At 70.7% G+C, this 24,691-nt stretch carries 10 protein-coding genes; 6 read left to right on the top strand and 4 right to left on the bottom strand.

The features are described 5' to 3' along the window. Positions 1–3 precede the first annotated feature (3 nt). The 6 genes from glgX (at position 4) to glgB (ending at position 18,264) form a co-directional block, all read left to right on the top strand. On the top strand, positions 4–2,121 hold the full coding sequence (glgX, locus tag ACLBXP_RS10100) for a glycogen debranching protein GlgX (RefSeq protein WP_447667510.1): 2,118 nt from the start codon (positions 4–6) through the stop codon (positions 2,119–2,121). Between the two features lie 208 nt (positions 2,122–2,329). Continuing rightward, positions 2,330–4,132, top strand: coding sequence for a malto-oligosyltrehalose trehalohydrolase (treZ, locus tag ACLBXP_RS10105; RefSeq protein ID WP_447667511.1), 1,803 nt, complete (start codon positions 2,330–2,332; stop codon positions 4,130–4,132). A gap of 43 nt (positions 4,133–4,175) precedes the next feature. Beyond that, entirely contained in the window at positions 4,176–9,086 is a 4,911-nt protein-coding gene (locus ACLBXP_RS10110) for a malto-oligosyltrehalose synthase (protein ID WP_447667512.1), read from the top strand. A gap of 64 nt (positions 9,087–9,150) precedes the next feature. After that, the gene (locus tag ACLBXP_RS10115) at positions 9,151–12,540 is read left to right on the top strand and encodes a maltotransferase domain-containing protein (protein ID WP_447667513.1); all 3,390 of its coding nucleotides are present in this window, start codon (positions 9,151–9,153) and stop codon (positions 12,538–12,540) included. A gap of 159 nt (positions 12,541–12,699) precedes the next feature. Next, entirely contained in the window at positions 12,700–15,966 is a 3,267-nt protein-coding gene (treS, locus tag ACLBXP_RS10120; RefSeq protein ID WP_447667514.1) for a maltose alpha-D-glucosyltransferase, read from the top strand. Further along, positions 15,967–18,264 (top strand): 1,4-alpha-glucan branching protein GlgB, encoded by a 2,298-nt coding sequence (gene glgB / locus ACLBXP_RS10125; RefSeq protein WP_447667515.1) that lies wholly within the window; start codon positions 15,967–15,969, stop codon positions 18,262–18,264. A gap of 28 nt (positions 18,265–18,292) precedes the next feature. Here glgB and ACLBXP_RS10130 read toward each other — a convergent pair whose 3' ends face one another. The 4 genes from ACLBXP_RS10130 to ACLBXP_RS10145 form a co-directional block, all read right to left on the bottom strand. After that, positions 18,293–20,023 (bottom strand): methyl-accepting chemotaxis protein, encoded by a 1,731-nt coding sequence (locus tag ACLBXP_RS10130; RefSeq protein ID WP_447667516.1) that lies wholly within the window; start codon positions 20,021–20,023, stop codon positions 18,293–18,295. Between the two features lie 141 nt (positions 20,024–20,164). Continuing rightward, positions 20,165–21,007, bottom strand: a complete 843-nt coding sequence (locus ACLBXP_RS10135) for a TY-Chap domain-containing protein (RefSeq protein WP_447667517.1) — start codon at positions 21,005–21,007, stop codon at positions 20,165–20,167. 261 nt (positions 21,008–21,268) lie between these two features. Continuing rightward, on the bottom strand, positions 21,269–22,792 hold the full coding sequence (glgA, locus tag ACLBXP_RS10140; RefSeq protein ID WP_447667518.1) for a glycogen synthase GlgA: 1,524 nt from the start codon (positions 22,790–22,792) through the stop codon (positions 21,269–21,271). 164 nt (positions 22,793–22,956) lie between these two features. Continuing rightward, positions 22,957–24,555 carry an alpha-amylase family glycosyl hydrolase gene (locus tag ACLBXP_RS10145; protein ID WP_447667519.1) on the bottom strand — a complete coding sequence of 533 codons (1,599 nt, stop codon included), beginning with the start codon at positions 24,553–24,555 and terminating at the stop codon, positions 22,957–22,959. Positions 24,556–24,691 lie beyond the last annotated feature (136 nt).

Below are 24,691 nucleotides of genomic sequence, written 5' to 3' on the forward strand. Positions count from 1 at the left end.
TCGATGATCGGCCTGGACGACGGAGCGCCCGCGCCCTTCGGCGCCCATTTCGACGGCCGCGGCGTCAACTTCGCGCTGTTCTCCGAGAACGCCTGCGCGGTCGATCTCTGCCTGTTCGAGCCCGGCGAGCGGCACGAGACCCGCACGATCCGGCTGCCCTGCCGGACGGACGACGTCTTCCACGGCTACCTCCGCGGCGTGCTGCCCGGCCAGCTCTACGGCTACCGGGTCCACGGGCCGTGGGACCCGGCGCACGGACACCGCTTCAACGCCTCGAAGCTCGTGCTCGACCCCTACGCCCGGGCCCTGAACGGCCGCATCCACTGGCACGACGCCCTCTACGGGCACCGGCGCGGCCTCCTGCGGCCGGACCAGATCGACCGGCGCGACAGCGCAATCCACATGCCGCGGGGCGTCGTCACGGCCCCCGAGGTGCCGGACCTCGCGCTGCGCCCGGTCCATCACCCGCTTTCCGGCACGGTGATCTACGAGGCACACGTCAAGGCGCTGACGATGCTGCACCCGGCGGTTCCCGAGACGGAGCGGGGCACCTACGCGGCGCTCGCCCACCCGGCGATCATCGAGCATCTCTTGCGCCTCGGCGTCACGGCGCTGGAGCTGCTGCCGATCCAGTCCTTCGCGGACGACCGGTTCCTGGTGGAGCGGGGCCTCGTGAACTTCTGGGGCTATTCGCCCCTCAACTATTTCGCGCCCGAGCCGCGCTACCTCGGCGAGGCCGGCATCGGCGGTCTCAAGGCGGCGATCCGCGAGCTGAACGCCGCCGGCATCGAGACGCTGATGGACGTCGTCTACAACCACACCTGCGAGGCCGACCACACCGGGCCGACCCTCTCGTTCCGGGGCATCGACAACGCGAGCTACTACAAGCTCAAGCCCGAGAACCCCCGCGACGAGGTCGATTGCACCGGCTGCGGCAACACCCTCGACGTGTCCCACCCCCGCGTCATGCAGCTCGTGCTCGATTCCCTGCGGCACTGGGTCAGCGCCTACGGCATCGCCGGCTTCCGCTTCGACCTGGCCACGAGCCTCGGCCGATCCCCGCAGGATTTCACGGCCCGGGCGGCCTTCTTCCAGGCCGTCGCCCAGGATCCGGTCCTGGCGCGCGTCAAGATGATCGCGGAGCCGTGGGACATCGGGGCAGGGGGGTACCAGCTCGGCGGCTATCCCCTCGGCTGGAGCGAGTGGAACGACCAGTTCCGCGATTCGCTGCGCGGCTTCTGGCGGGGCGATGCCGGTCAGCTCGCCCGGCTGACCCAGGGTCTCACGGGCTCCCGCGAGATCTTCGCGCCGTCGGGCCGCTCGCCGCTCGCCAGCATCAACTTCGTGGCGAGCCACGACGGCTACACGCTGGCCGACACGGTGGCCTACGAGGAGAAGCACAACCACGCCAACGGCGAGGAGAACCGCGACGGCCACGGCCACAACGTCTCGCGCAACTACGGCGTCGAGGGGGAAACCGACGACCCGGAGATCCTGGGCCTGCGCGCCCGGCAGCGGCGCAACATGCTGGCGACCGTGATGCTCGCGCAGGGCGTGCCGATGATCCTGATGGGCGACGAGCGCGCGCGCTCGCAGGGCGGCAACAACAACGCCTACTGCCAGGACAACCCGACGAGCTGGCTCGACTGGGGGCAGGATCCGGATCCGGACCTCGCTGCGTTCCTCTCGAACCTGACCCGCCTGCGGCGGGAGCAGCCGGCGCTCCGGCGCAGCCGCTTCTTCGACGGCCGCCGGATCGACCCCGACGAGGCGCTGCGCGACGTGCACTGGCTCGACCCCGAGGGCCGCGAGATGGCGGGGGATGCCTGGGGGGATGCCGGCCGACGCTGCTTCGGCATGCAGATCGGCAACGACCTCACCGACGGCGATCGCCTGCTCGTGCTGCTGAACGCCGGGGAGACCCCTTGCGACTTCCGGCTGAGCCCGGTGATCGGCGGCCCCTGGTCGCCGATCTTCGACACCGCGCGGGCGACCGGATCGGTCCCGGAGGCCGAGCGGCTGGCCTATCCGGCCACCGCAACGGTGACGCTCACCGAGCGCTCGGTCCTCGTGCTGACGAGTCCCTACGCGCGAGACACCGGCGACGGCGCAGGGATTTGAGCGGCCGACCACTCGGCGGGGCGGGCGGCTCTGTCGGAGACCTGCTCCACACGGGCACTGTTGCGCCCCCGCGACGATTGCCGCTGCGCATCCTCGCCTTAGTTGCGGTGCGGGGAACCAGAGCCGTCCGGGCGGCCTTGTGTGATGCGTCGCCTCGCTGCCCCAGGGGCCTTCCGGCGCATTTGCAACACCTGAGAGTCTAGGCTTCATGCGGCGCAACCACACGATGGATTTTGGCGCCGAGATCAGCGGCGACGGCGTGCGCTTCGCCCTCTGGGCGCCGACCGCGGGCGATGTCACCCTCGTGGTCGACGGCGCCGATCACGCGATCCCCAAGGCTGGGGGAGGGTGGCGCCGCGTCACGCTGCCGGGCGTCGGGGCGGGCGCCCGCTACGGCTATCGCATCGACGGCGACCTCGTGGTGCCCGATCCCGCCGCACGCTTCCAGCCGGACGACGTCTCGGGCCTCAGCGAGGTGATCGATCCCGCCGCCTACGCTTGGCGGGACTCTGGCTGGAAGGGGCGCCCGTTCGAGGAGGCCGTGATCTACGAGGCGCACGTGGGCACGGCGACGCCGGAGGGCACCTATGCGGGGCTCGCCGAGAAGCTTCCAGCGCTCCGCGACCTCGGCGTCACCGCGATCGAGCTCCTGCCGCTCGCCGACTTCAAGGGCAGCCGCAACTGGGGCTACGACGGCGTGCTGCCTTACGCGCCGGACGGTGCCTACGGACGTCCGGACGACCTCAAGCGGCTGATCGACCGGGCCCACGAGCTCGGCCTGATGGTCTATCTCGATGCGGTCTACAACCACTTCGGTCCGGCCGGAAACTACCTCAACGCCTACGCCAAGACCTTCTTCACCGAGCGGCACCAGACGCCCTGGGGAGCGGGCATCAACTTCGACGGCCGGGAGAGCGGCCACACGGTGCGGCAGTTCTTCATTCAGAATGCCCTCTACTGGCTGGAGGAGTACCACTTCGACGGCCTTCGCTTCGACGCGGTGCACGCGATCCTCGACGATTCGCCGACGCATTTCCTGCAGGAGCTCGGCGAGACCGTCCGCCGGACGTTCCCCGACCGGCAGATCCACCTGATGCTGGAGAACGAGGCCAATCAGGCCCGGTGGCTGGAGCGCGACACCGCCGGCAAGCCGCGCATGCACGACGCCCAGTGGGCGGACGACCTGCATCATTGCTGGCACGTGCTGCTGACCGGGGAGGATTCGGGCTACTACGCGAGCTTCTCCGACAAGCCCGTCGAGCACTTGGCGCGCTGCCTCGCGGAGGGGTTCGCCTACCAGGGCGAGCCGTTCAGGACGCTCGACAACCACCCCCGCGGCGAGCCGTCCGGTCACCTGCCGCCCTCCGCCTTCGTGACCTTCCTGCAGAACCACGATCAGGTCGGCAACCGCGCGCTCGGCGAGCGCCTCAGCCACCTCGCCGACCCTGCGAAGCTCGACCTGGCCCGGGCGGGGCTCCTCCTGGCGCCCCAGATCCCGATGCTCTGGATGGGCGAGGAATGGTCGGCCTCCACGCCGTTCCTGTTCTTCGTGGATTTCGCCCCCGACACGGAGCTGAACACGGCGGTGCGTGAAGGGCGACGCCGGGAGTTCAAGAGCTTCGCGGCCTTCGCGGACGATACCTCCGTGATCCCCGACCCGACGGAGGCGAAGACCTTCACGGATTCGCGCCTCGACTGGTCGGAGCGCGAGCGCTCTCCACACCGCGAGGTGCTGGCCGAGACGACGCGGCTCCTCGCGCTGCGCCGGGACGTCCTGGTCCCCCTCGCCAAGTCCGGCTACCGGGGCGCCGCCGCACATCTGCCGCGCCCGGACGTCGTGGACTGCACCTGGCGCTTCGGCACCGGCACCTGGCGCTTCGTCGGAAACGTCGGAGCGGACCCGTTCACCCCGGAGCTCGGCGCAGGCCGCGTAGTCTGGACGAACGCGCCGGACGGCACGGGCCGCGCGCTTCCGGCCTGGACGGGCGTCTTCATCGAGGGCGCCGCGTGAGCCGGCGCGCCCCGATCCGCAACGACGAAACGGAAGCCACCGCGTGACCGGCACCCTCGAACGTCTGGCCGACCTCGTCGGCGTCGCAGCCGGCTACACCGATGCCTTCGGGCAGCGCGTCGAGACGAGCCTGGAGACCCGCCGCGGCCTCCTCGACGCCCTCGGATTTCCGGTCGGCTCCGACGAGGACGTCGCCCGGAGCCTCGCCGCCGTCGAGGCGCAGCGGCACGGCCTGCTGCCGCCGCTCCTCCCCGTCGAGGCGCGCCGCGCGGCCCGGGTGCCGGTGCGGGCGGAGGGTGGGACGCTCGTCTGGCGCCTCACCGACGAGCGGGGAGGCGTGCGGGAGGGCCGGCTCGCGCTCTCGGGCCACGCGCCCCACCTGGAATTGCCGCCCCTCACCCCCGGCTACCACCACCTTGCGGCGACCCTCGGGGACGTGCGCGCGGAAACCTGGGTCATCGCCGCGCCCCAGCGCTGCTGGCGACCGCGCGCCTACGCGGACGAAGGTGCGAGCGACTGGGGCCTCGCCGCCCAGCTCTACGGGCTGCGCTCGGCCGACAATATCGGCATCGGCACCTACGCCGATGCCGGGCGCGCCGCCCGCGATGCCGGCCTGCGGGGTGCCTCGTTCCTGGGCCTCAGCCCCGTCCACGCCCTGTTCGCCAGCGACCGCACCAAGATCTCCCCCTACTCGCCCTCCTCGCGGCTCTTCCTCGAAACGCTATTCATCGCGCCCCGCAGCCTGCCCGGGCTCGTCGGGTCGCCGGCGGAGCGGCTGCTCGACGAAGCCGAGACGCGCATCGCGGCCCTGCGGGACGCGGCCCTCGTGGACCATGCGGGCGTCTGGGAGGTGCTGTCCCCCGTGCTGCGCGCCCTCTGGGAGGCGTCGCCCGCGCGCGCCGGCACGGATGCGGGCTTCGACGCGTTCCGGGCCGAGGGCGGCGAGAACCTGACCTCGCACGCGACCTTCGAAGCGCTCTCGGAGCACTTCCGGACCCAGGGCGCCCACTGGCTCGGCGACTGGCCGGAAGCGTATCGCCGAGCCGGCACCGACGCGGTCCGGGCCTTCGCGGCCGAGCACGCGGAGGCGGTGAGCTATCACCTCTGGCTGCAATACCTCGCGGACGGCCAGCTCGCCGCCGCCGCGGAGGCGGCCCACGAGGCCGGCATGCGGATCGGCCTCTATCGCGACCTCGCGGTCGGCGCCGACCGCGGCGGTTCCGAGATCTGGTCGCATCCGGAGCGCTTCGCCAACCGCGTCTCGATCGGCGCGCCGCCGGACCTCCTCGCCCCGAAGGGCCAGGACTGGGGCCTGCCGGCCTTCGACCCCCTGGCGATGGAGCGCGACGGGCTCGCGGCCTTCCGCGACCTGGTGCGGGCCAACATGCGCCATGCCGGCGCGATCCGCATCGATCACGCCTTCCAGCTCGCACGGCTCTACCTCATCCCCCTCTCCGGCAGCGCGCGGGACGGCGCCTACGTGGCGATGCCCTTCGAGCCGATGCTGGCTGTGCTGCGCCTGGAGAGCCACCGCCACAAATGCCTCGTCATCGCCGAGGATCTCGGCACCGCGCCGGAGGGCTTCTCCGACGCCCTGATGCAGGCCGGAATCCTGAGCTACCGGATCCTCGCCTTCGAGCGGGAAGGCGACGGGCGCTTCAAGGTGCCGGGCGCCTACCCGCGCGATGCGCTCACGGCCATCACCACCCACGACCTCCCGACCTTCGTGGGCTGGTGGCGCGGCGTCGATACGGACACCCGCCAGTCGCTCGGCCTCTACGACGCCGACCGCGCCGATGCCGAGCGCCAGGAGCGCGTCACCGAGCGCGCCCGGCTGACCGAGGCGCTCGCCACCGAGCAGCTCCTGCCGGGCTACGACGCACCCGACGCCGCCCCCTTCGAGGCGGCCGCCCGCTACCTCGCCCGCGCGCCATCCATGCTGACGGCCGTGCAGTACGAGGACGTCGTCTCAGAGCTGAGCCAGGCCAACGTGCCGGGCTCGACGGAGGGCTACCCGAACTGGCGGCGCAAGCTCGATCGCGACCTCGGCGCGATCGCCGCGCAGGGCGGCCCGCTGGCCAAGCTCGCCGCGAGCCTCGCCGCGGAGGATCGCGGTCCGCGCTCGGGTGCTGCGCGCCTCGCCTCCTCACCGCCGCGGGCGACCTACCGCCTGCAGTTCCACGAGGGCTTCACCTTCGCGGACGCGGAGGCGATCGTCCCCTACCTGGCGCGCCTCGGCATCAGCCACGTCTACGCCTCGCCTCTCCAGAAGGCCCGGCCCGGCTCGACCCACGGCTACGACATCGTCGATCACGGGGCGATCAACCCGGAGCTCGGCGGCGAAGAGGGTTTCGTGAAGCTCTCGGACGCCTTGCGCGCCCACGGCCTCAAGCTCCTCCTCGACATCGTGCCGAACCACATGGGCGTCGGCGGCGCCGACAATCCGTGGTGGCTCTCGGTGCTCGAATGGGGACCGCTCTCGCCCTATGCCCACGCCTTCGACATCGACTGGGAGCGCCTCGGCGCGAACCGCAACCTCGTCATCCCCTTCCTCGGCGACCGCTACGGCGAGGCCCTGGAGAAGGGCACCCTGGAGCTGAAGTTCGACGCGGCCGCCGGCGCCTTCAGCGTCTGGCACTACGAGCACCAGTTCCCAATCCGCCCGCTCAACTACCCGACCATCCTCAACCGGGTGCTGGCGGCCCTCGGAGAGGTCGGCGATGAATCGTCCGCCGATCTGCTCGCGCTCTCCGAGCGCCTGCGGACCATGGGCGAGGAGACGGACCCGGAGCGCCGCCGGGCCTTCCCCGAGGAGGCCGAGGGGCTGAAGCGGCGCCTCGCCGCGGTGCACGCGGCCTCCCCGGCGATCCGGGACGCCGTCGAGCGGGCGCTGCGGCTCCTCAACGGCTTCAAGGGGCATCCCGACAGCTTCGGGCCGCTCCACCGCCTCTTGGAGAGCCAGGCCTACCGCCTCGCCCATTGGCGGGTGGCCTCAAGCGACATCAACTACCGCCGCTTCTTCGACGTGAACTCGCTGGCCGGCCTTCGGGTCGAGAAGTCGGACATCTTCCACCTGTCCCACGAGACTGTCTTCCGGCATGTCCGCGAGGGCCGCATCGATGGCCTGCGCATCGACCACATCGATGGCCTGGCCGATCCCCTGGGCTACGCCCGCGCGCTGCAGGCCGCGGTCGGCCCCGGCTTTTACGTCGTGGTGGAGAAGATCCTGGAGCCCGGCGAGCGGCTGCGGCCGTGGCCGGTTGCCGGCACCACGGGCTACGACGTGCTGAACCAGCTCGACGGAATCCTGGTCGACAAGGCCAAGCGAGGCCGGATCCGGCGGCTCTACGAATGGGCGACGGGCTTCGACGAGCCCTACGGTTTCCAGCTCCGCGCCGCTAAGGCCGAGATCCTGGAGATCAGCTTCGCGAGCGAGCTCGAGGTGCTGACGACGGACCTCAAGGAGATCGCCGACGCCGACCGCCGGACCCGCGACTTCTCCGTGAACGCGATCCGCCGGGCGCTCATCGAGATCATCGCGCGCTTTCCGACCTATCGCAGCTACCTCCCGCCGGACCTCGAGGAGAGCGACGTCGAGCCCGAGGATGTCCGCCTGATCGAGGGGGCGGTCGCCAAGGCGAAGCGCTGGAGCGCGCTGCCCGACCGCTCGGTCCACGACTTCGCGGCGAACACCCTCCTGGGGCGGGTCGACACAGGTGGGCCCGGGCGGCCGGACGCCCGCACCGTCCTGCGCTTCCGCCGGCGCTTCCAGCAGCTCACCGGGCCGGTCATGGCCAAGAGTCTGGAGGACACGCTGTTCTACCGCTACGCGATGCTGCTCGGCCTCAACGAGGTCGGGGGCGACCCCGGCGAGTACGGCATCGACGCGGAGCACTTCCACGCCTTGCAGGCGGCGCGGGCGCGCGATTGGCCGAACGCCATGATCACCACCGCGACCCACGACACCAAGCGCAGCGAGGACGCCCGCACGCGCCTCCTCGCCCTCTCGGAGATGCCCGAGGCCTGGGCCCGCGCCTGGGACCTGTGGCGGGAGACGGCCACGCCGCACCTCGGCGCCATCGACGACGAGCCGGCACCCGACGCCAACGACCAATGGATGTTCTTCCAGGCGATCCTCGGCGCGTGGCCGCTGGAGCTCCTGGAGCACGACGAGCCCGAGGCGATCGCCGATTTCCGCGACCGCCTCATCGCCTACGCCGAGAAGGCCATGCGGGAGGGCAAGCGGCGGTCGAGCTGGGTCAACGTGGACGAGACCTACGAGGGTGCCGTCAAGGCGCTGTTCACGGCGCTGATCGCGCCGGGCTCGGCCTTCCTCGACCGGCTGCGCCCCTTCGCGCGGCAGCTCGCGCATCTCGGCATGATCGCGAGCCTCGGGCGTACCGTCCTCAAGGCGACGCTTCCGGGCCTGCCCGACATCTACCAGGGCACCGAGTTCTGGGACTTCTCCTTCGTGGATCCCGACAACCGGCGCGCCGTGGACTACACGGCGCGCGCGCAGGCGCTTGAGGCAGCGGGCGAGGCCGCAGGCCTTCTCGCATCCTGGCCCGACGGCAGGGTCAAGCAGGCGACCCTCCTGCGCCTCCTCGCGGACCGCGCCGAGCGCCCGGCCTTCTATGCGGAGGCGGATTACCAGCCCCTGGCGGCGACAGGCCCGCGGGCCGCACAGGTGGTGGCTTTCACCCGATCCGATGCGGCCTCCGGAACCGGCGACCTCCTGATCGCGATTCCCCGTCTGGTCACCGAACTCGTCGGCGACGCGGTCTGGTCGGGCGAGGCCTTCTCGGGCTCGACCCTCGTCCTGTCGGCCGAGGGGAGCATGGCGGACGGGACCTGGCACGACCTCGTCACCGGCGTGACGCACGAAGGCCCCACCCTCGACCTCGGGCGGCTCTTCGCGACGCTGCCCTATGCGGTGCTCCGGCGTTCCGCCTGACCACCGCCCGACGACACGAAGTGACCGGCAAGGGACCCGGAAAGAGGCAACCGGAGAGAGCGGCATGAACGCACCGACCAGCGCGACCCCGATCGCAACGCCCGCCGCGCCCGGCACCGGAGCCGTGCCGCTTGCCGGAACCCTGGCGCCCCGGGCGGAGGGCCCGCGCATCTACAACCTCTTCCCGCTCCTGGTCGGGCGGGTCTCGGACTGGACCGCCGAGCTTCCCAGGATCGCGGGGCTCGGATTCGACTGGATCTACCTCAATCCCTTCCATCAGGCCGGCGGGTCGGGCAGCCTCTACGCGGTGGCGGACCCCGAGAGCCTCGATGCGCGCTTCCGCGACGAGGACGGGACGCCGGACGACGAGCAGATCCGCCGCTTCTGCGACGAGGCCCGGCGCCACGGCCTCTCGGTCATGACGGACCTCGTCATCAACCACACCGCCAATGACGGGCGCCTTGCCCGCGAGCGGCCCGACCTGTTCGTGAAGGAGGCGGACGGCAGCATCGCCAGTCCCGCCGCGATCGACCCCGACGATCCGTCGATCCGCACGGTCTGGGGCGATCTCGCCGAGCTCGACTACCATGCGGAGGGCCCGCGCAGGGAGCTGACCCGGATCTGGGGCGCCTACGTCGCACACCTGCAGGGGCTCGGCGTCTCGGGCTTCCGGTGCGACGCCGCCTACAAGGTGCCCCCGGAGGTCTGGCGCGTCCTGATCGGCGAGGCGAAGGCCCGGGACGGCGCCTGCCTGTTCGCCGCCGAGACCCTCGGCTGCACCTTCGAGGAGGCACGCGCCACCGCCGGCGCGGGCTTCGACTATCTGTTCAATTCCTTCGCGTGGTGGGACCTCAAGAAGTCCTGGGCGCTGGAGCAGTACGAGCGCCTGCGCACCATCGCGCCCTCGATCGCGTTCCCCGAGAACCACGACATGGCCCGGCTCGCCGCCGAAGTCGGCGGCGGCCCGGAGGCGGTGGCCGCGGCCCTGCGCAACCGCTACGCCCTCGCCGCCTTCTTCTCGGCCGGCGTGCTGATGCCGATCGGCTACGAGTGGGGCTACGCCCGCGCGCTCCACGTCGTCGAGACGACGCCTGCCGACCGCGAGGGCGAGAGCGGCGTCGACATCTCGGGCTTCGTCGCGGCCGTCAACGCGCTGCGGGCCGAGCTGCCGGCCGCCAACGTCGAGGGTGCGCAGGCTCGCCTCTCGGCGCCCGACGCTCCCTTCGTGGCGCTGGTCCGCTACGACACCGGCCACCCGGCCTCGGCGCGGAACGCCACGCTGGTGCTGTTCAACCCGTCGACGCAGCCGGCGCCCGTCGATGCCGGCGCGCTCATCGCCCGCACCGGTGGACTGCTCGGCCCCTTCGTCGATCGCACGCCCGAGGCCGAGCCGATCGCCTTCCATCCCGGCAGCGCCATCGACCTCGCGCCCGGCGAGTTGCGGATCCTCGCGGCGGAGGCCGCGACCGTCGCCAAGGTCCCCGGGCTCGGCGAGCCGGACGGGCAGGGCCGCGTGGTCATCGAGGCCGTCACCCCGGAGATCGACGGCGGCCGCTCGGCCATCAAGCGCGTGGTCGGCGAGAGCGTGCGGGTCGAGGCCGACATCTTCTCGGACGGCCACGAGATCATCAACGCGGCGATCCTGTCGCGCCCCGCGAGCGGCGGGACGTGGCGGCGCGACCCGATGGTGTTCGTCGATAACGACCGCTGGGCCGGGCAATTCCCGCTGGAGCGCAACGCGCGCTACGTCTTCACCATCGAGGCGTGGCGCGACGCGTTCTCGTCCTGGGTGCGCGATACCCTGAAGAAGCGCGATGCCGGCGTCGACGTGCACCTGGAGACGATCGAGGGCGTCAGCCTCGTTCAGACGGCCGCGGGGCTCGCCGAGGGCCGCGACCGCGAGCGTCTCGCCGCGACGGTCGCGGCGCTTGGCGCCGAGGAGACGGGCTCCGCCGCGCAGCTCGACCTGATCCTGAAGCCCGAGACCACCGCGCTGGTGCGGCGCCATTCCGAGCGCGTCAACGCCTCGCGCTACCCCGTCGAGATCCCGGTCATCGCGGACCGCCTCGCGGCCCGCTTCTCGGCCTGGTACGAGATCTTCCCACGCTCGCAATCGGGCGATCCGAACCGCCACGGCACCTTCGCGGACGTGATCGCGCGCCTGCCCGAGATCCGCGAACTCGGCTTCGACGTGCTCTACTTCACGCCGATCCATCCGATCGGGCGGACCAACCGCAAGGGCAAGAACAACACCCTGAAGGCCCTCGACGGGGATGTCGGGTCGGTCTACGCGGTCGGCGCCGCGGAGGGGGGCCACGAGGCGGTCCATCCCGACCTCGGCACGTTCGAGGATTTCGAGCGCCTCGTCGCGGCGAGCCACGCCTACGGCATGGAGATCGCCCTCGATTTCGCGATCCAGTGCTCGCCCGACCATCCCTGGATCAAGAACCATCCGGAATGGTTCGAGTGGCGGCCGGACGGCACGCTGAAGTTCGCCGAGAACCCGCCGAAGAAGTACGAGGACATCTCGAACGTCCACTTCTACGGCGGGGCGCTGCCCTCCCTCTGGATCGAGCTGCGCGACATCGTGATGGGGTGGTGCGCCCGCGGCGTGCGCATCTTCCGGGTCGACAACCCGCACACCAAGCCGATTCCGTTCTGGGAGTGGATGATCGGCGAAGTGAACGGCCGCTATCCCGACGCGATCTTCCTGGCCGAGGCGTTCACGCGCCCGAAGATGATGAAGAAGCTCGCCAAGGCCGGCTACCAGCAGAGCTACACCTACTTCACCTGGCGCAACACCAAGCAGGAATTGACCGACTACGCGCTCGAACTGGCCGGAGAGATGGGCGAGTACTACCGGCCGAACTTCTTCGCGAACACGCCGGACATCAATCCATACTACCTCCAGACGAGCGGACGCCCGGGCTTCGTCGTGCGCGCGACGCTCGCGGCGACCCTCTCCTCGGTCTACGGCATCTACAACGGCTTCGAGCTGTGCGAGGCCGCGCCCTACCCGGGCAAGGAGGAGTACCTCAACTCCGAGAAGTACGAGCTGAAGGCCTGGGACTACGACCGGCCCGGCAACATCCGCGAGCACATCGTCCGGCTCAACGCCATCCGGCGCGAGAACCCGGCCCTGTGGGATTTCCGGAACGTGACCTTCACGGGCGCCTTCAACGACAACATCATCGCCTACGCCAAGACGACGCCGGAGGGCGACAACTGCGTGTTCGTGATGGTCAACCTCGACCCGAAGAACCGCCAGGAATGCACCTACGAGGTACCGCTCTGGCTGCTCGGCCAGCCGGATCACGGCGCCGTCGAGGTCGAGGACCTGCTGCAGGGCTACACTTTCGAGTTGCGGGGCAAGTCCCACCGAATCGCGCTCGACCCGGCCGAGCGCCCCTGCGTGATCTGGCGCCTCAGAGCGCCGCGGCGGGTTGCCGAATGAGGGCCCGCGTGTCAGCAGGAACCGACGCGCGCGGCCGCCCCGGCCGCGCTCTCGCCAAGATGATGGGCTGAGCAATCCGCCCGACGTTCATGGGCCGGGCGGCGTCGCCGCGCGGTGGCCGGGGAACGCCCTCAACCGAAGGCACGAGGCAGCGACGCGATGATCGATCGCAGCGATCCGCAATGGTACCGGGACGCCATCATCTACCAGATCCACGTCAAGTCGTTCTTCGACTCGACGAACGACGGGATCGGCGACTTCGAGGGCCTCACCCAGAAGCTCGACTACGTGCGCGACCTCGGCGTCACGGCGATCTGGCTGATGCCGTTCTATCCCTCGCCCCTGCGCGACGACGGCTACGACATCGCCGACTACCGCGACATCAACCCGTCCTACGGCACGATGGACGACTTCCGGCGCTTCGTTGAGGCGGCGCACGAGCGCGGCCTGCGCGTCATCACCGAGCTCGTGATCAACCACACCTCGGACCAGCACCCCTGGTTCCAGCGCGCCCGCGAAGCGCCCCCCGGCAGCCCCGAGCGCGACTTCTACGTCTGGTCGGATACGGACGAGCCCTACGGCGACACGCGCATCATCTTCCTCGACACAGAGGCCTCGAACTGGACCTGGGACCCGGTCGCAAAGCAGTACTTCTGGCACCGCTTCTATAGCCATCAGCCCGACCTGAACTTCGACAACCCGAAGGTGCTGGACGCGGTCATCGAGGTGATGCGCTACTGGCTCGACATGGGCGTGGACGGCCTGCGTCTCGACGCGATCCCCTACCTGATCGAGCGCGACGGCACGAACTGCGAGAACCTCGCCGAGACCCACGACGTCATCAAGAAGATCCGCGCGGCCCTCGACGCGAGCTATCCGGACCGGATGCTGCTCGCCGAGGCCAACCAGTGGCCCGAGGAGACGGCGCAGTACTTCGGCGACGGCGACGAGTGCCACATGGCGTTCCACTTCCCGCTGATGCCGCGGATGTACATGGCGATCGCCCGGGAGGACCGGCACCCGATCACCGACATCATGCGCCAGACCCCGGAGATCCCCGAGGGCTGCCAGTGGGCGATCTTCCTGCGCAACCACGACGAGCTGACGCTCGAGATGGTCACGGCCGAGGAGCGCGACTACCTCTGGTCCTTCTACGCCGCCGAGCGGCGCGCCCGCATCAACCTCGGCATCCGCCGCCGCCTCGCGCCGCTCCTCGAGAACGACCGGCGCAAGATCGAGCTGATGAAGTCCCTCGTCCTGTCGATGCCCGGCACGCCGGTGCTCTACTACGGCGACGAGATCGGCATGGGCGACAACATCTACCTCGGCGACCGCGACGGCGTGCGCACGCCGATGCAGTGGTCTCCCGACCGCAACGGCGGCTTCTCGCGGGCGAACCCGCAGCGGCTGTTCCTGCCCTCGATCCAGGACCCGATCTACGGCTTCGACGCCATCAACGTCGAGGCGCAGACCCAGTCGCAGACGAGCCTGCTCAACTGGACGCGGCGCATGATCGCGATCCGCAACAACAGCGTCGCCCTCGGGCGCGGCACGATGCAGTTCCTCTACCCCGCGAACCGCAAGGTGCTCGCCTGGATCCGCGAGTTCGAGGGCGAGCGGGTCCTGTGCGTCGCGAACCTCTCGCGGGCGCCCCAGGCCGTGCAGCTCGACCTCTCGGAACTGCGCAGCGCCGTGCCGATCGAGCTCACCGGCGGCTCGGAGTTTCCGCCGATCGGCGAGCTGCCCTACCTGCTGACGCTGCCGTCCTACGGCTTCTACTGGTTCACGCTCAGCGCTGCGCATGCGGGCGCGGTCGGGCCCCAGCCCGAGGCACCGGAGCTGTTCACGCTGGTCCTGACCGGCGGGATCGAGACCCTGATGGCGGGGCGCGAGCGCACCGCCTTCGAGCGCACCGTGGTGCCGCCCTTCATCGCGAGCCGGCGCTGGTTCGGCGCCAAGGGCTCGCGCATCAAGGCCGTGCAGGTCGTCGACTTCGCCGGGCTCAAGGACGGGCAGGGCGAGGCGAAGTTCCTGCTGCCGCGGGTCGCCGTGACCCTGTCGAACGGCGAGCGGCAGGAATACTTCGTGCCGGTCGGCGTCGACGAGGGCCGCGAGGACGAGGTGCTGATGTCGCACGCGGTCGCCCGCGTCCGGCGCGGCCCCCGCACCGGCCTCCTCTACGGAGCGGCGGCCTCCTCCGCCTTCGCGATCAGCCTCGTGGAGAGCATGCGGGCGGGCCGCGAGATCCCGAGCGAGACGGGCACCCTCGTCTTCGCTCCGACCTCCGCCTTCGACCGCGAGATCGCCTTCGAGGAGAGCGAGGTGCGCCGGCTCTCGGCAGAGCAGAGCAACACCTCGATCGCCATCGGCTCGAAGATGATGCTCAAGCTGCTGCGCCGCCTGCAGCCGGGCACGCATCCCGAGATCGAGGTCGGCCGCTTCCTGACCGAGGAGGCCGAGTTCGGCAACACCCCGGCCCTGCTCGGTACCCTGGAGCACGTCGCGCCGGACGGCACCCGGACGGCGCTCGCACTCCTGCAGTCCTACGTGCTGAACCAGGGCGATGCCTGGACGCTGATGCTCGAGGGGCTTCGCCGGGACTTCGACACGGTGGTGCTCGCGCCCGAGAGCGAGGCGCCGACGCCCGAGGAGGCGTTCCACGCGCACCTGCGCTGGGCGGACCTTCTCGGGCGGCGCACGGCCGAGATGCACAACGCCTTCGCGATCGAGACCGACGATCCGGCCTTCGCCGCGGAGCCGTTCACGGCCGACGACCTCGACCTGCTCGGGCGCGACGCCCGCCATCAGGCCGAGCGGGCCTTCCGGGGTCTCGCGACCCTGATCGACCGCGGGCTCGATGCCGGCAAGCCCGCCTGCGCGGCCCTCACAGAGCGCCGCCACGAGGTCGAGGCGCTGATCGGAAGCCTGACCGAGGCGGAGCCGCACGGGGCCTGGAAGACCCGCATCCACGGGGATTACCACCTCGGCCAGGTGCTCGCCTCCGAGGGGGACCTCGTCATCGTCGACTTCGAGGGGGAGCCCTCGCGGCCCGCCGATGAGCGGCGCGCCAAGTCCACGCCCCTGCGCGACGTCGCCGGGATGCTGCGCTCCTTCGCGTACGGCGCCGAGACCGTCACCCGCGAGATCGCGAGCCGCTTCGCGGATTCCGAGGAGCGGGCCCGCAACGCCTCCATCGCCTGGCGCGGCATGATCGATGCAGCCTTCCTGGAGGGCTACGAGGCGGCGGCAGGGACGAGCCGGGCGGCCGTGCGCGATCCCGAGACCCACGCGCGCCTGCTCCGCCTCTGCCTCCTCACGAAGGCGCTCTACGAGGTGGACTACGAGGCCAACAACCGGCCGGACTGGATCGAAATCCCCGCCCGGGGGGTTCTCAACATTCTGGATGAAACCAAGAGAGGCATGTGAATGACGGGCATCGACGAGACCTTCGCGACCAGGGCCGATCTCGGATCGGGCAAGACCCGGGCTGCTGAGGTTGCGCCGCCCGCCCCATCCGCGCGGCCCGGCGAGCCGCGGACCGGCCCCCATCCGGACGCGGTCGCGGCGATCATGGCCGCGAACCACGGCGACCCCTTCTCGGTCCTCGGCCCCCACAAGGTGGGGGCCGGCGCCTGGGAGGTCCGGGCCGTCCTGCCCGAGGCGAAGTCCGCCGCCCTGCTGACGGCCGGGCGCAGCATCCCGTTCGAGCGGCGCCATCCGGACGGCTTCTACGTCGCGCGGATCGAGGCGGAGGGCCGCCCCCTCTACGAGATCGAGGTCGAGTTCTGGGACGGCGCGAAGCGGCGCCGGCACGACCCCTACGGCTTCGGCTCGTCGCTCGAGCAGCACGACATCAACAACCTGCGCGAAGTCGGCTCGAACGTCGTCTACCGCGTGCTCGGCGCGCAGAAGGGCACGCTCGACGGCATCGACGGCTTCCGCTTCGCGGTCTGGGCGCCGAACGCCAAGCGCGTCAGCATCGTCGGCGACTTCAACGACTGGGACGGCCGCCGCCATCCCATGCGCCTCTGGCAGGACGGGGGCATCTGGGAGCTGTTCGTCCCCGGACTGAAGACCGGTGCGCACTACAAGTTCGAGATCCGCGGGCCCGACGGCAGCCTGCTGCCGCTGAAGGCAGACCCGGTGGCCTTCGCGGCTCAGCAGCCGCCCGAGACGGCCTCCGTCCTGCAGGGGACCTCGGATCCGGAGTGGCGCGACGACGCGTGGATGAGCACGCGCGGCGAGAAGGACCCGCGGCACGCCGCCATCTCGATCTACGAGGTGCATCTCGGCTCGTGGGCGCGGGTGCCCGACGAGGGCAACCGCTACCTGACCTACCGGGAGCTTGCAGCCCGCCTGATCCCCTATGTCAAGGAAATGGGCTTCACCCACATCGAGATGCTCCCGATCACGGAATATCCGTTCGACGGGTCATGGGGCTACCAGCCGGTCTCGCTGTTCGCGCCGACGAGCCGGTTCGGCACGCCGGACGACTTCGCGGAGTTCGTGAATGCCGCCCACGATGCCGGCATCGGCGTGCTGCTCGACTGGGTGCCGGGCCACTTCCCCCTCGACGCGCACGGCCTCGGCCAGTTCGACGGCACGCATCTCTACGAGCACGCCGACCCGCGCCAGGGCTTCCACCAGGACTGGGGCACCTACATCTACAATTTCGGCCGCAGCGAGGTCGCGGCGTTCCTCGCCGCCAACGCGCGCTTCTGGCTGGAGCACTACCACCTCGACGGCCTGCGCGTGGATGCCGTCGCCTCGATGCTCTACCTCGACTATTCGCGGCGCGCCGGCGAGTGGATCCCCAACCAGTACGGCGGCAACGAGAACCTCGACGCGATCAACTTCCTGCGCAAGACCAACGAGGCGACCTACAGCCACGCCCCCGGCACTATGACGGTCGCGGAGGAATCGACCTCCTGGCCCGGCGTGTCGCACCCGACCTACACGGGCGGCCTCGGCTTCGGCTTCAAGTGGAACATGGGGTGGATGCACGACACCCTGCAGTTCATCTCGAAGGAGCCGATCCACCGGCGCTACCACCACCACGACCTGACCTTCGGCCTGCTCTACGCCTTCTCCGAGAACTTCATCCTGCCGCTCTCCCACGACGAGGTGGTGCACGGGAAGGGCTCGATGCTCGGCAAGATGCCGGGGGACCGCTGGCAGAAGTTCGCCAACCTCCGGGCCTATTACGGCTTCATGTGGGGTCATCCCGGCAAGAAGCTGCTCTTCATGGGCGGCGAGTTCGGCCAGGAGCGGGAGTGGAACCACAACCAGTCCCTCGACTGGCACCTCCTCGACGATCCCCTGCACCGGGGCGTCAAGGACGCGATCCGCGACCTCAACCGGCTCTACACGACGACGCCCGCCCTCTACAGCCGCGACGTCGAGGCCGGCGGCTTCCAGTGGCTGGTGGCGGACGACCAGGACAACAGCGTCATCGCCTGGGCCCGAAAGGGCAAGGCGCCGAACGAGATCGCGATCATCGTCTCGAACTTCACGCCCGTGCCCCGCAACGGCTACCGGATCGGCGTACCGGCGGCAGGCTATTACCGGGAGGCGTTCAACTCGGACGCCGAGGGCTACGGCGGCTCGAACGTCGGGAACATGGGCGGCCTCCACGCCGACGCGAGCGAGAGCCACGGGCAGGGCCACTCGCTCTGCCTCACGCTCCCGCCCCTCGCCACCATGATCTTCGTGCTGGAGGGCTGATCCGGAGCCGCCCGCGGGACGGGCCGCCTCAGGCGGCCCGCACGCGTGCGAGGAAGGAGGCCAGTTCCGCGCCGAGCTGTCCCGACTGGCGGGACAGCTCGGAGGCCGAGGCCAACACCTGCGCGGCGGCGGCCCCCGTCTCGCCGGCCGCGTCGGCGACGCCCGCAATGTTGGACGTGACGGCGCCTGTCCCGGCGGCGGCCTGCGCGACGCTGCGCACGATCTCCTGCGTTGCCGCGCCCTGCTCCTCCACCGCGGAGGCGATGCTGCCCGCGACCGCGCTCATCGCCTCGATGCGCGAACCGATGCCCGCGATGGCCGAGACCGCCTGCTGCGTCGCGTCCTGGATGCCGCCGATCTGACGGCTGATCTCGTCCGTCGAGCGGGCCGTCTGGTTGGCGAGTTCCTTCACCTCGGCGGCCACCACCGAGAAGCCGCGGCCGGCCTCGCCGGCGCGGGCCGCCTCGATCGTGGCGTTGAGCGCCAGGAGGTTGGTCTGCCCGGCAATCGCCGAGATCATCGAGACCACGGTCCCGACCTGCGTCGCGGCGCTGCTCAGGTCGCGCACCAGGGCCGCCGTGCGGCCGGCCTCGTCCACGGCGGTCCTGGCGAGGGCCGAGGACGCATCCACCTGCCGCGCGATCTCGGAGACGGAGGTCCTGAGTTCCGCTGCCGCCGAGGCGACGCCCTCGACATGCGTCGATGCCACGCCGGCGGCCGACGCGACGGCCTCGGACCGGCTCGTCGTGTCCGAGGCGGTGTCGGTCATCGTCCGAGCCGCAGCCTGGAGTTCTCCGACCGAGCCCGCAAGGCCGCGCACGATCGGCCCCACCGCCGTCTCGAACGCGTCCGCCATCGCGATGGTGCCTGCCCGGCGGGCGCGCTCCTGCTCCGCTCCCTCCTCCAGGCGGCGCTCCGCCTCGGCCCGCGCGAGGCTGTGCTGGAGCGATTCGAGGCCCCGCGCCATGTCGCCGACCTCGTCGGGCCGATCGCGGCCCGGGATAGCGGCGGTGTAATCGCCCCGCGCAACGGTCGCCATGGCCGCGCCCACCGCCGCATAGCCCCGGACGAGGGCCCGGTAGGCGAACCAGCCGAGTGCCAGCATGGAGGCGATGGTCAGCAGCAGTGCCGCCAGCACGACCCTTGACCAGAACGTCGCCTCGGCCTCGTTCCGGGCGACCGTCGCGGTCGTGCGGTCCTGCAGAAGGACGTAGAACTCGTCGAGGGGCCGCATGATTGCGGCCTTGAACCGGTGGTAATCGGCGGAATGAACGAGGCCGGCGGCGCGCACCCGCGCCTTCTCGGGGTTCCAGTCCGCGATCGCGGCCCCCGCAGGGTCCTTCCCCTCGACGAGGTTCATCGCCTCGACCTCGAGCTTCACGAGACCATCCGAGTTCCGTACCGCCTCCGCGAGCTTTCCGGTCTCCTGATCCGTGAAGCCGAGGCGTTCCATGAGCGTCGAGACCGGCACCGCTTCGCCATCGGGCCGGGGCTTGGCCTCCCCACCGGCGACGAAGTCCCAGTAGATGCGGTGGTACTGCTGGGGGCGGGCCTTGCGGCCGCCGCGAATGTCGAGAACGTCCTGGTATTGCTGCTTCCAGGCCGGATCGCCGGTGACCACGTAGGTGCGCCCGAGGCGCGTGAGGTCGTCGGACCCCTGGCGGATCTCGTCGGCGAGGAGCAGGGATTGCAGCCGCGCCTCGTGGGCCCGTACGACTCCTTCGACCGCAGCGTCGTGGCGGTTGATCGACAAAGCCAAGGTTGCACCAGACACTAAGCTTGCAACGCAAAGTCCAGAAAATATTCTGACCAACTTCCCCACGGCGAATCCCCCGTATTATCGGGACATTCTAGGCCTCAAATCAGTCAACGATGTCTGAACCGACGTCGCGCCCCCGGCCTACTGAGCGATGAACTTGAGCGAGGCGGAGCCCCCGAAACCGTAGACCTCCCGGAGGATTGTCAGAAGGCTCGCGGCAATCGCCGCGTCGGACCATTCGTCCAAAGCATAATCCCGCCAATGGTTTGGGCTGCGTCCCGGCTCGGCGAACCCGGCGGCACGCAGCCTTTCGAGCCGCTCGGGCGTCAGCACCGCGGCGAGCGCCGGCCAGCTCTGGACCGATTGAGCCTCGCAGTAGAGCGCTTCCGGCGACTTGGGGGCGCACTGGACGTAGCCGATGCCGGCATCGAGCACGACGAAGACGGATCGGCCCGCGTTCACGCGCAGGCGCTGCAGCTCGGCCGCGACCCGATCGCCGTGCTGCGCGATCAGGTCCTCCAGGGTCTCGGCCCGCCGCGGCGGCGGGTCCGCCACGTAGGCGCAGGTCCGCACGACCACGCTGCGCAGGGAGGGCGCGTCGTTGACGAGGCCGGCGAGGTTCTGCGACGGGCCGCTGCGCGGCGGGCAGCGCGTGTCCGGCACGTAGTCGGTCCCCACCTCCAGCGCGTCGCCGGCGGCCGCGTAGCCCGAGATCAGCAGATCGAGGATGTGTCCGGCCACCATCCCGGTCGGCATGTCGGCCGGAAACGTCCGCACGTACAGGCCGAAGCTCGGGTCGAGGGACCAACCGAGGCGCGCAATCGCCGCGACGCGCTCCGGCGTCAGGACCGCGTCGAGGGAAGGCTGCATCCGGGTGCCAGCGGCCTCGCACCGGAGGGTGCGGTCGGGCATGCGCCGGCACTGCACCGCCTTGTTGCCATCCCAGACCGTGGCGTAGCCCACCTGATCGGGCCGGGTCAGCACGGTCACGCTCCGGAGCGCCCCGTCGACCCGGGCGAGGGGTTCCGCCTGCGGGGCCGCAAACGCGCCCGCTCTCTGAAGGGCAAGCGCGGCGAGAACGGCCGCCAGGATCGCGCGCGCAGACCTCATCGCCCCAAGCCCCCCCGGGCGCGGGCGCCGGCCGCGTTGATTCGCGCGTCGTCTCCCGCCCGGTCAGGCGATCACGGGACGTCTCGGGGGGTCAACGAACGTTCCGGTGAGCGTTCGGCCCGTTCAGGCCGCGCGTCAGCGCACCGCGGCGTTGTTGCCGAAGGCGCGGGCGTAGAGGGCGCTGTAGTTCAGCGCAGCCCCGTCCCAGCCGAAGCTGCGCGACATCGCCGTGCGCCGCATGGCGTTCAGGCGCTTCTTCTGGCCGAATGTGTCGAGGGCCCGCCGGATTGCCTGGCTGAAGCCCTTCGGCGAGGCATCCGTGAAGGTGAAGCCGGTGACGCCGTCCTCGACGGTGTCGGCGAGGCCGCCCGTGCGCCGCACGATCGGCAGAGAGCCGAAGCGCTGGGCGTACATCTGCGCGAGGCCGCAGGGCTCGAAGCGCGAGGGCATCAGCAGGAAGTCGCTGCCCGCGAACATCCGGCGGGCATCCGTCTCCCGGAAGCCCACGTGGACGCCGACCGTATCGGGGTGCCGGCGCGCCAGCCCGCGCAGCGCGTCCTCGAAGCGGCCTTCGCCCTGTCCGATGACCACGAGCTGCCCGCCCTCGGCCACGATCGTCTCGGCCGCCTGGATCGAGAGGTCGATGCCCTTCTGGTGCACGAGGCGCGAGACGATGGCGAAGAGGGGCCCGCGGGAGAGCGCGAGGCCGAACTGCCGGCGCACGGCTTCGGTGTTGGCGCGCTTGCCCTTCCAGTCGTCCGCCTCGAAGCGCGTGGCGAGGTGCGGGTCCGTGCGGGGGTCCCAGCTCTCGTCGATGCCGTTGAGGATGCCGGCGAGCCGCCCCTGCGCGGCGCGGGTGCGCAGCAGCCCGTCGAGGCCGCAGCCCGAATCCGGCGTCAGGATCTCGCGGGCGTAGGTCTCGCTCACCGTGGTGACGTGGGAGGCGTAGAAGATGCCGGCCTTCAGGAACGAGAGCTGCCCGTAGAACTCGACGCCGTTCATCTGGAAGGCATGGTCCGGCACGCCGAGCCGGGCGAGGTTGTCCTGCGGGAAGAGCCCCTGGTAGGCGAGGTTGTGGATCGTCAGGACGCTCGGGACGCGGGCCGCGCGCCAGGCGAGGTAGGCGGGCGCCAACGCGGCCTGCCAGTCGTTGAGGTGGAGGAGGTCGGCCGACCAGGCTGGGTCGGCGCCCTGCGAGAGCTCGGCCGCGGCGAGGCTGAGGCGCGCGAAGCGCAGGTCGTTGTCGGGAAAGTCACCCTCGGCGTTGCCGTAGGGGGTGCCGTCGCGCTCGTAGAGGTCCGGGCTGAGGAGGACGTAGACGCGAAGCCCGTCGCCCGTCTCCACGAGGCCGAGGTCGCAGGGCGGCACGCCCGCGAAGCCCTCGAGGCGGCCCACGACCGGGATGTCCGGATGGGCCTCGCGCACCTGCCGGTAGCCGGGGATCAGCACGCGCACGTCGTAGTGCCGGCGGAGCGCCCGGGGCAGGGCACCCGCCACCTCGCCGAGGCCTCCGGTCTTCACGAAGTCGGCCATCTCCGGCGTCGCGTAGAGGATGCGCGGCTGCAGGGAGGTTCTGATCTCCGGAAGGGCGTTGGTGATGTCGGCCGAGCCGGGAGCGGGCGCGCTCACAGCGCCCTCGACGGAGCCGACATAAGCCATGAACGCATTCCCACGCCGAGCCGGATGCTCATGGCGGGCAACCCTGCCCGCAGCCAACGTCGACATCACCAACGCCCTCGCGCCTCGCCGGTTCCGCTGCGATGCACAAGTCAGGCCATCGGGAGCGTTAATTTTCCATGCCGCCGCGCTGCAATGCAGCGGATTTAGGTGCGCAGCAAGATCAGACCTTCGGCGCCGGCCAGCGTCACGCTACCGCGGGCGTCGTCGCCACCCCGTCCGGCCGGGTTCGACAGGAGGATCCGCCACGTCGAGCCTTCCGGAAGCGGCACGGTCCGTGAGGCCTGGCCGAAGTTGAGCAGCACGCGGATCACGCTCTCCTCCGCGCTGCGCTCGTAGGCGAGGATGTCGGTGAGGTCCTCCGGGCCGTCGCCCGGAAGGCTCCGGATGGCACCGACCGAGAGGGCCGGGTGCTCGCGCCGCAGGGCGAGCAGGCGCCGGTACAGCGTCAGGATCGAGCCCGGCGCGTCCTGCAGGGCCTCGACGTTCCGGATCTCGGCATCGAGCGAGAGTGGCAGCCACGGCTCGGCCTCGGAGAAGCCCGCCTGCGGCCCGGCATCCCACTGCATCGGCGTGCGCTCGGGGTCCCGGCCGTGGCCGGGCTCGTTGCGCTCCCAGGGATCGCGCACGCGCTCCGGCGGGATCGAGACGTGGTCGAGGCCGATCTCGTCGCCGTAGTACAGGGTGGGCGTGCCCCGCAGGGTCAGGAGGAGCATCGCGGCGATCCGGGCCTGGGCCTGGCCGATGCGAGCGGCGATGCGCGGCTGATCGTGGTTGCCGAGCACCCAGTTCGGCCAGCCGCCCTCGGGCAGGGCCGCCTCGTAATTCTCGACGAGCTCGGCCACCGCGTCGGCCCGCCACGGCGTCTGGATCAGCTGGAAGTTGAAGGGCAGATCGGCGCAATCGAGGTCGGGCCCGTAATAGGCCACGAGCCGCTCGATCGGCAGGTAGATCTCGCCGATCAGAACCCGCTCGTCGTAGGCGTCGAGCACGCGGCGCATCCCGGCGATCACGTCGAGCACCTCCGGGCGATCGGCGGAATAGACCTGGGTGAAGCGGTTGATCTCGGGCTGGTGCGGCAGGAAGTCGGGATTGCCCGGGTTGTCGCGAAAATCCGCGTCCTTGATCAGGTGCCAGATCACGTCGACGCGGAAGCCGTCGACGCCGCGGTCGAGCCAGAAGCGCAGGGCGTCGTGCATCGCGGCACGCACGGCGGGGTTGCGCCAGTTCAGGTCCGGCTGCTCGGCCAGGAAGGCGTGGTAGTAGTATTGGCCGGTGGCGGGATCGAGCGTCCAGGCCGGGCCGCCGAAGTTCGAGAGCCAGTTGTTCGGGGGCCCGCCGTCCGGGGCGGGATCCCGCCAGACGTACCAGTCGCGGCGGGGGTTCTCGCGGGAGGCGCGGCTCTCGGCAAACCACGGGTGCGCGATCGAGGAGTGGTTCGGCACGAAGTCGAGGATCACCTTCAGCTTGCGCCGGTGCGCCTCGGTCACCAGATCGTCGAAATCGGCAAGCGACCCGAACAGCGGATCGATGCCGCAGTAATCGGCCACGTCGTAGCCGAAATCGGCCATCGGCGACGGGTAGATGGGCGAGATCCAGAGCGCATCGACGCCGAGCCAGGCGAGGTAGTCGAGCCGGGTCGTGATGCCCCGGAGGTCGCCGACACCGTCGCCGTCGCTGTCCTGGAACGAGCGGGGATAGACCTGGTAGACCGTGCCGCGCTTCCACCAGATCGTCTCAGGCATCGGGTCGCTCCTCGCGAGTCGGTCGGCCGCCCGTCCTTAATCGCTGACGTCGCCCGAGGCGACCGGCGCGGGACTTCGCGCGGCGTTCAGATTCGCTTCAAGGGCCGATGGCATACTCTCGGGAGGTAGAGGGGGA

This window comes from Methylobacterium sp. A54F, from assembly GCF_053346035.1.

Bases quoted from the DNA above. Each gene is read 5' to 3' on its own strand.
- treS (WP_447667514.1), top strand. From the start codon at position 12,700: ATGATCGATCGCAGCGATCCGCAATGGTACCGGGACGCCATCATCTAC.
- glgB (WP_447667515.1), top strand. From the start codon at position 15,967: ATGACGGGCATCGACGAGACCTTCGCGACCAGGGCCGATCTCGGATCG.
- ACLBXP_RS10145 (WP_447667519.1), bottom strand. From the start codon at position 24,555: ATGCCTGAGACGATCTGGTGGAAGCGCGGCACGGTCTACCAGGTCTAT.
- glgX (WP_447667510.1), top strand. From the start codon at position 4: ATGATCGGCCTGGACGACGGAGCGCCCGCGCCCTTCGGCGCCCATTTC.
- ACLBXP_RS10115 (WP_447667513.1), top strand. From the start codon at position 9,151: ATGAACGCACCGACCAGCGCGACCCCGATCGCAACGCCCGCCGCGCCC.
- treZ (WP_447667511.1), top strand. From the start codon at position 2,330: ATGCGGCGCAACCACACGATGGATTTTGGCGCCGAGATCAGCGGCGAC.
- glgA (WP_447667518.1), bottom strand. From the start codon at position 22,792: ATGGCTTATGTCGGCTCCGTCGAGGGCGCTGTGAGCGCGCCCGCTCCC.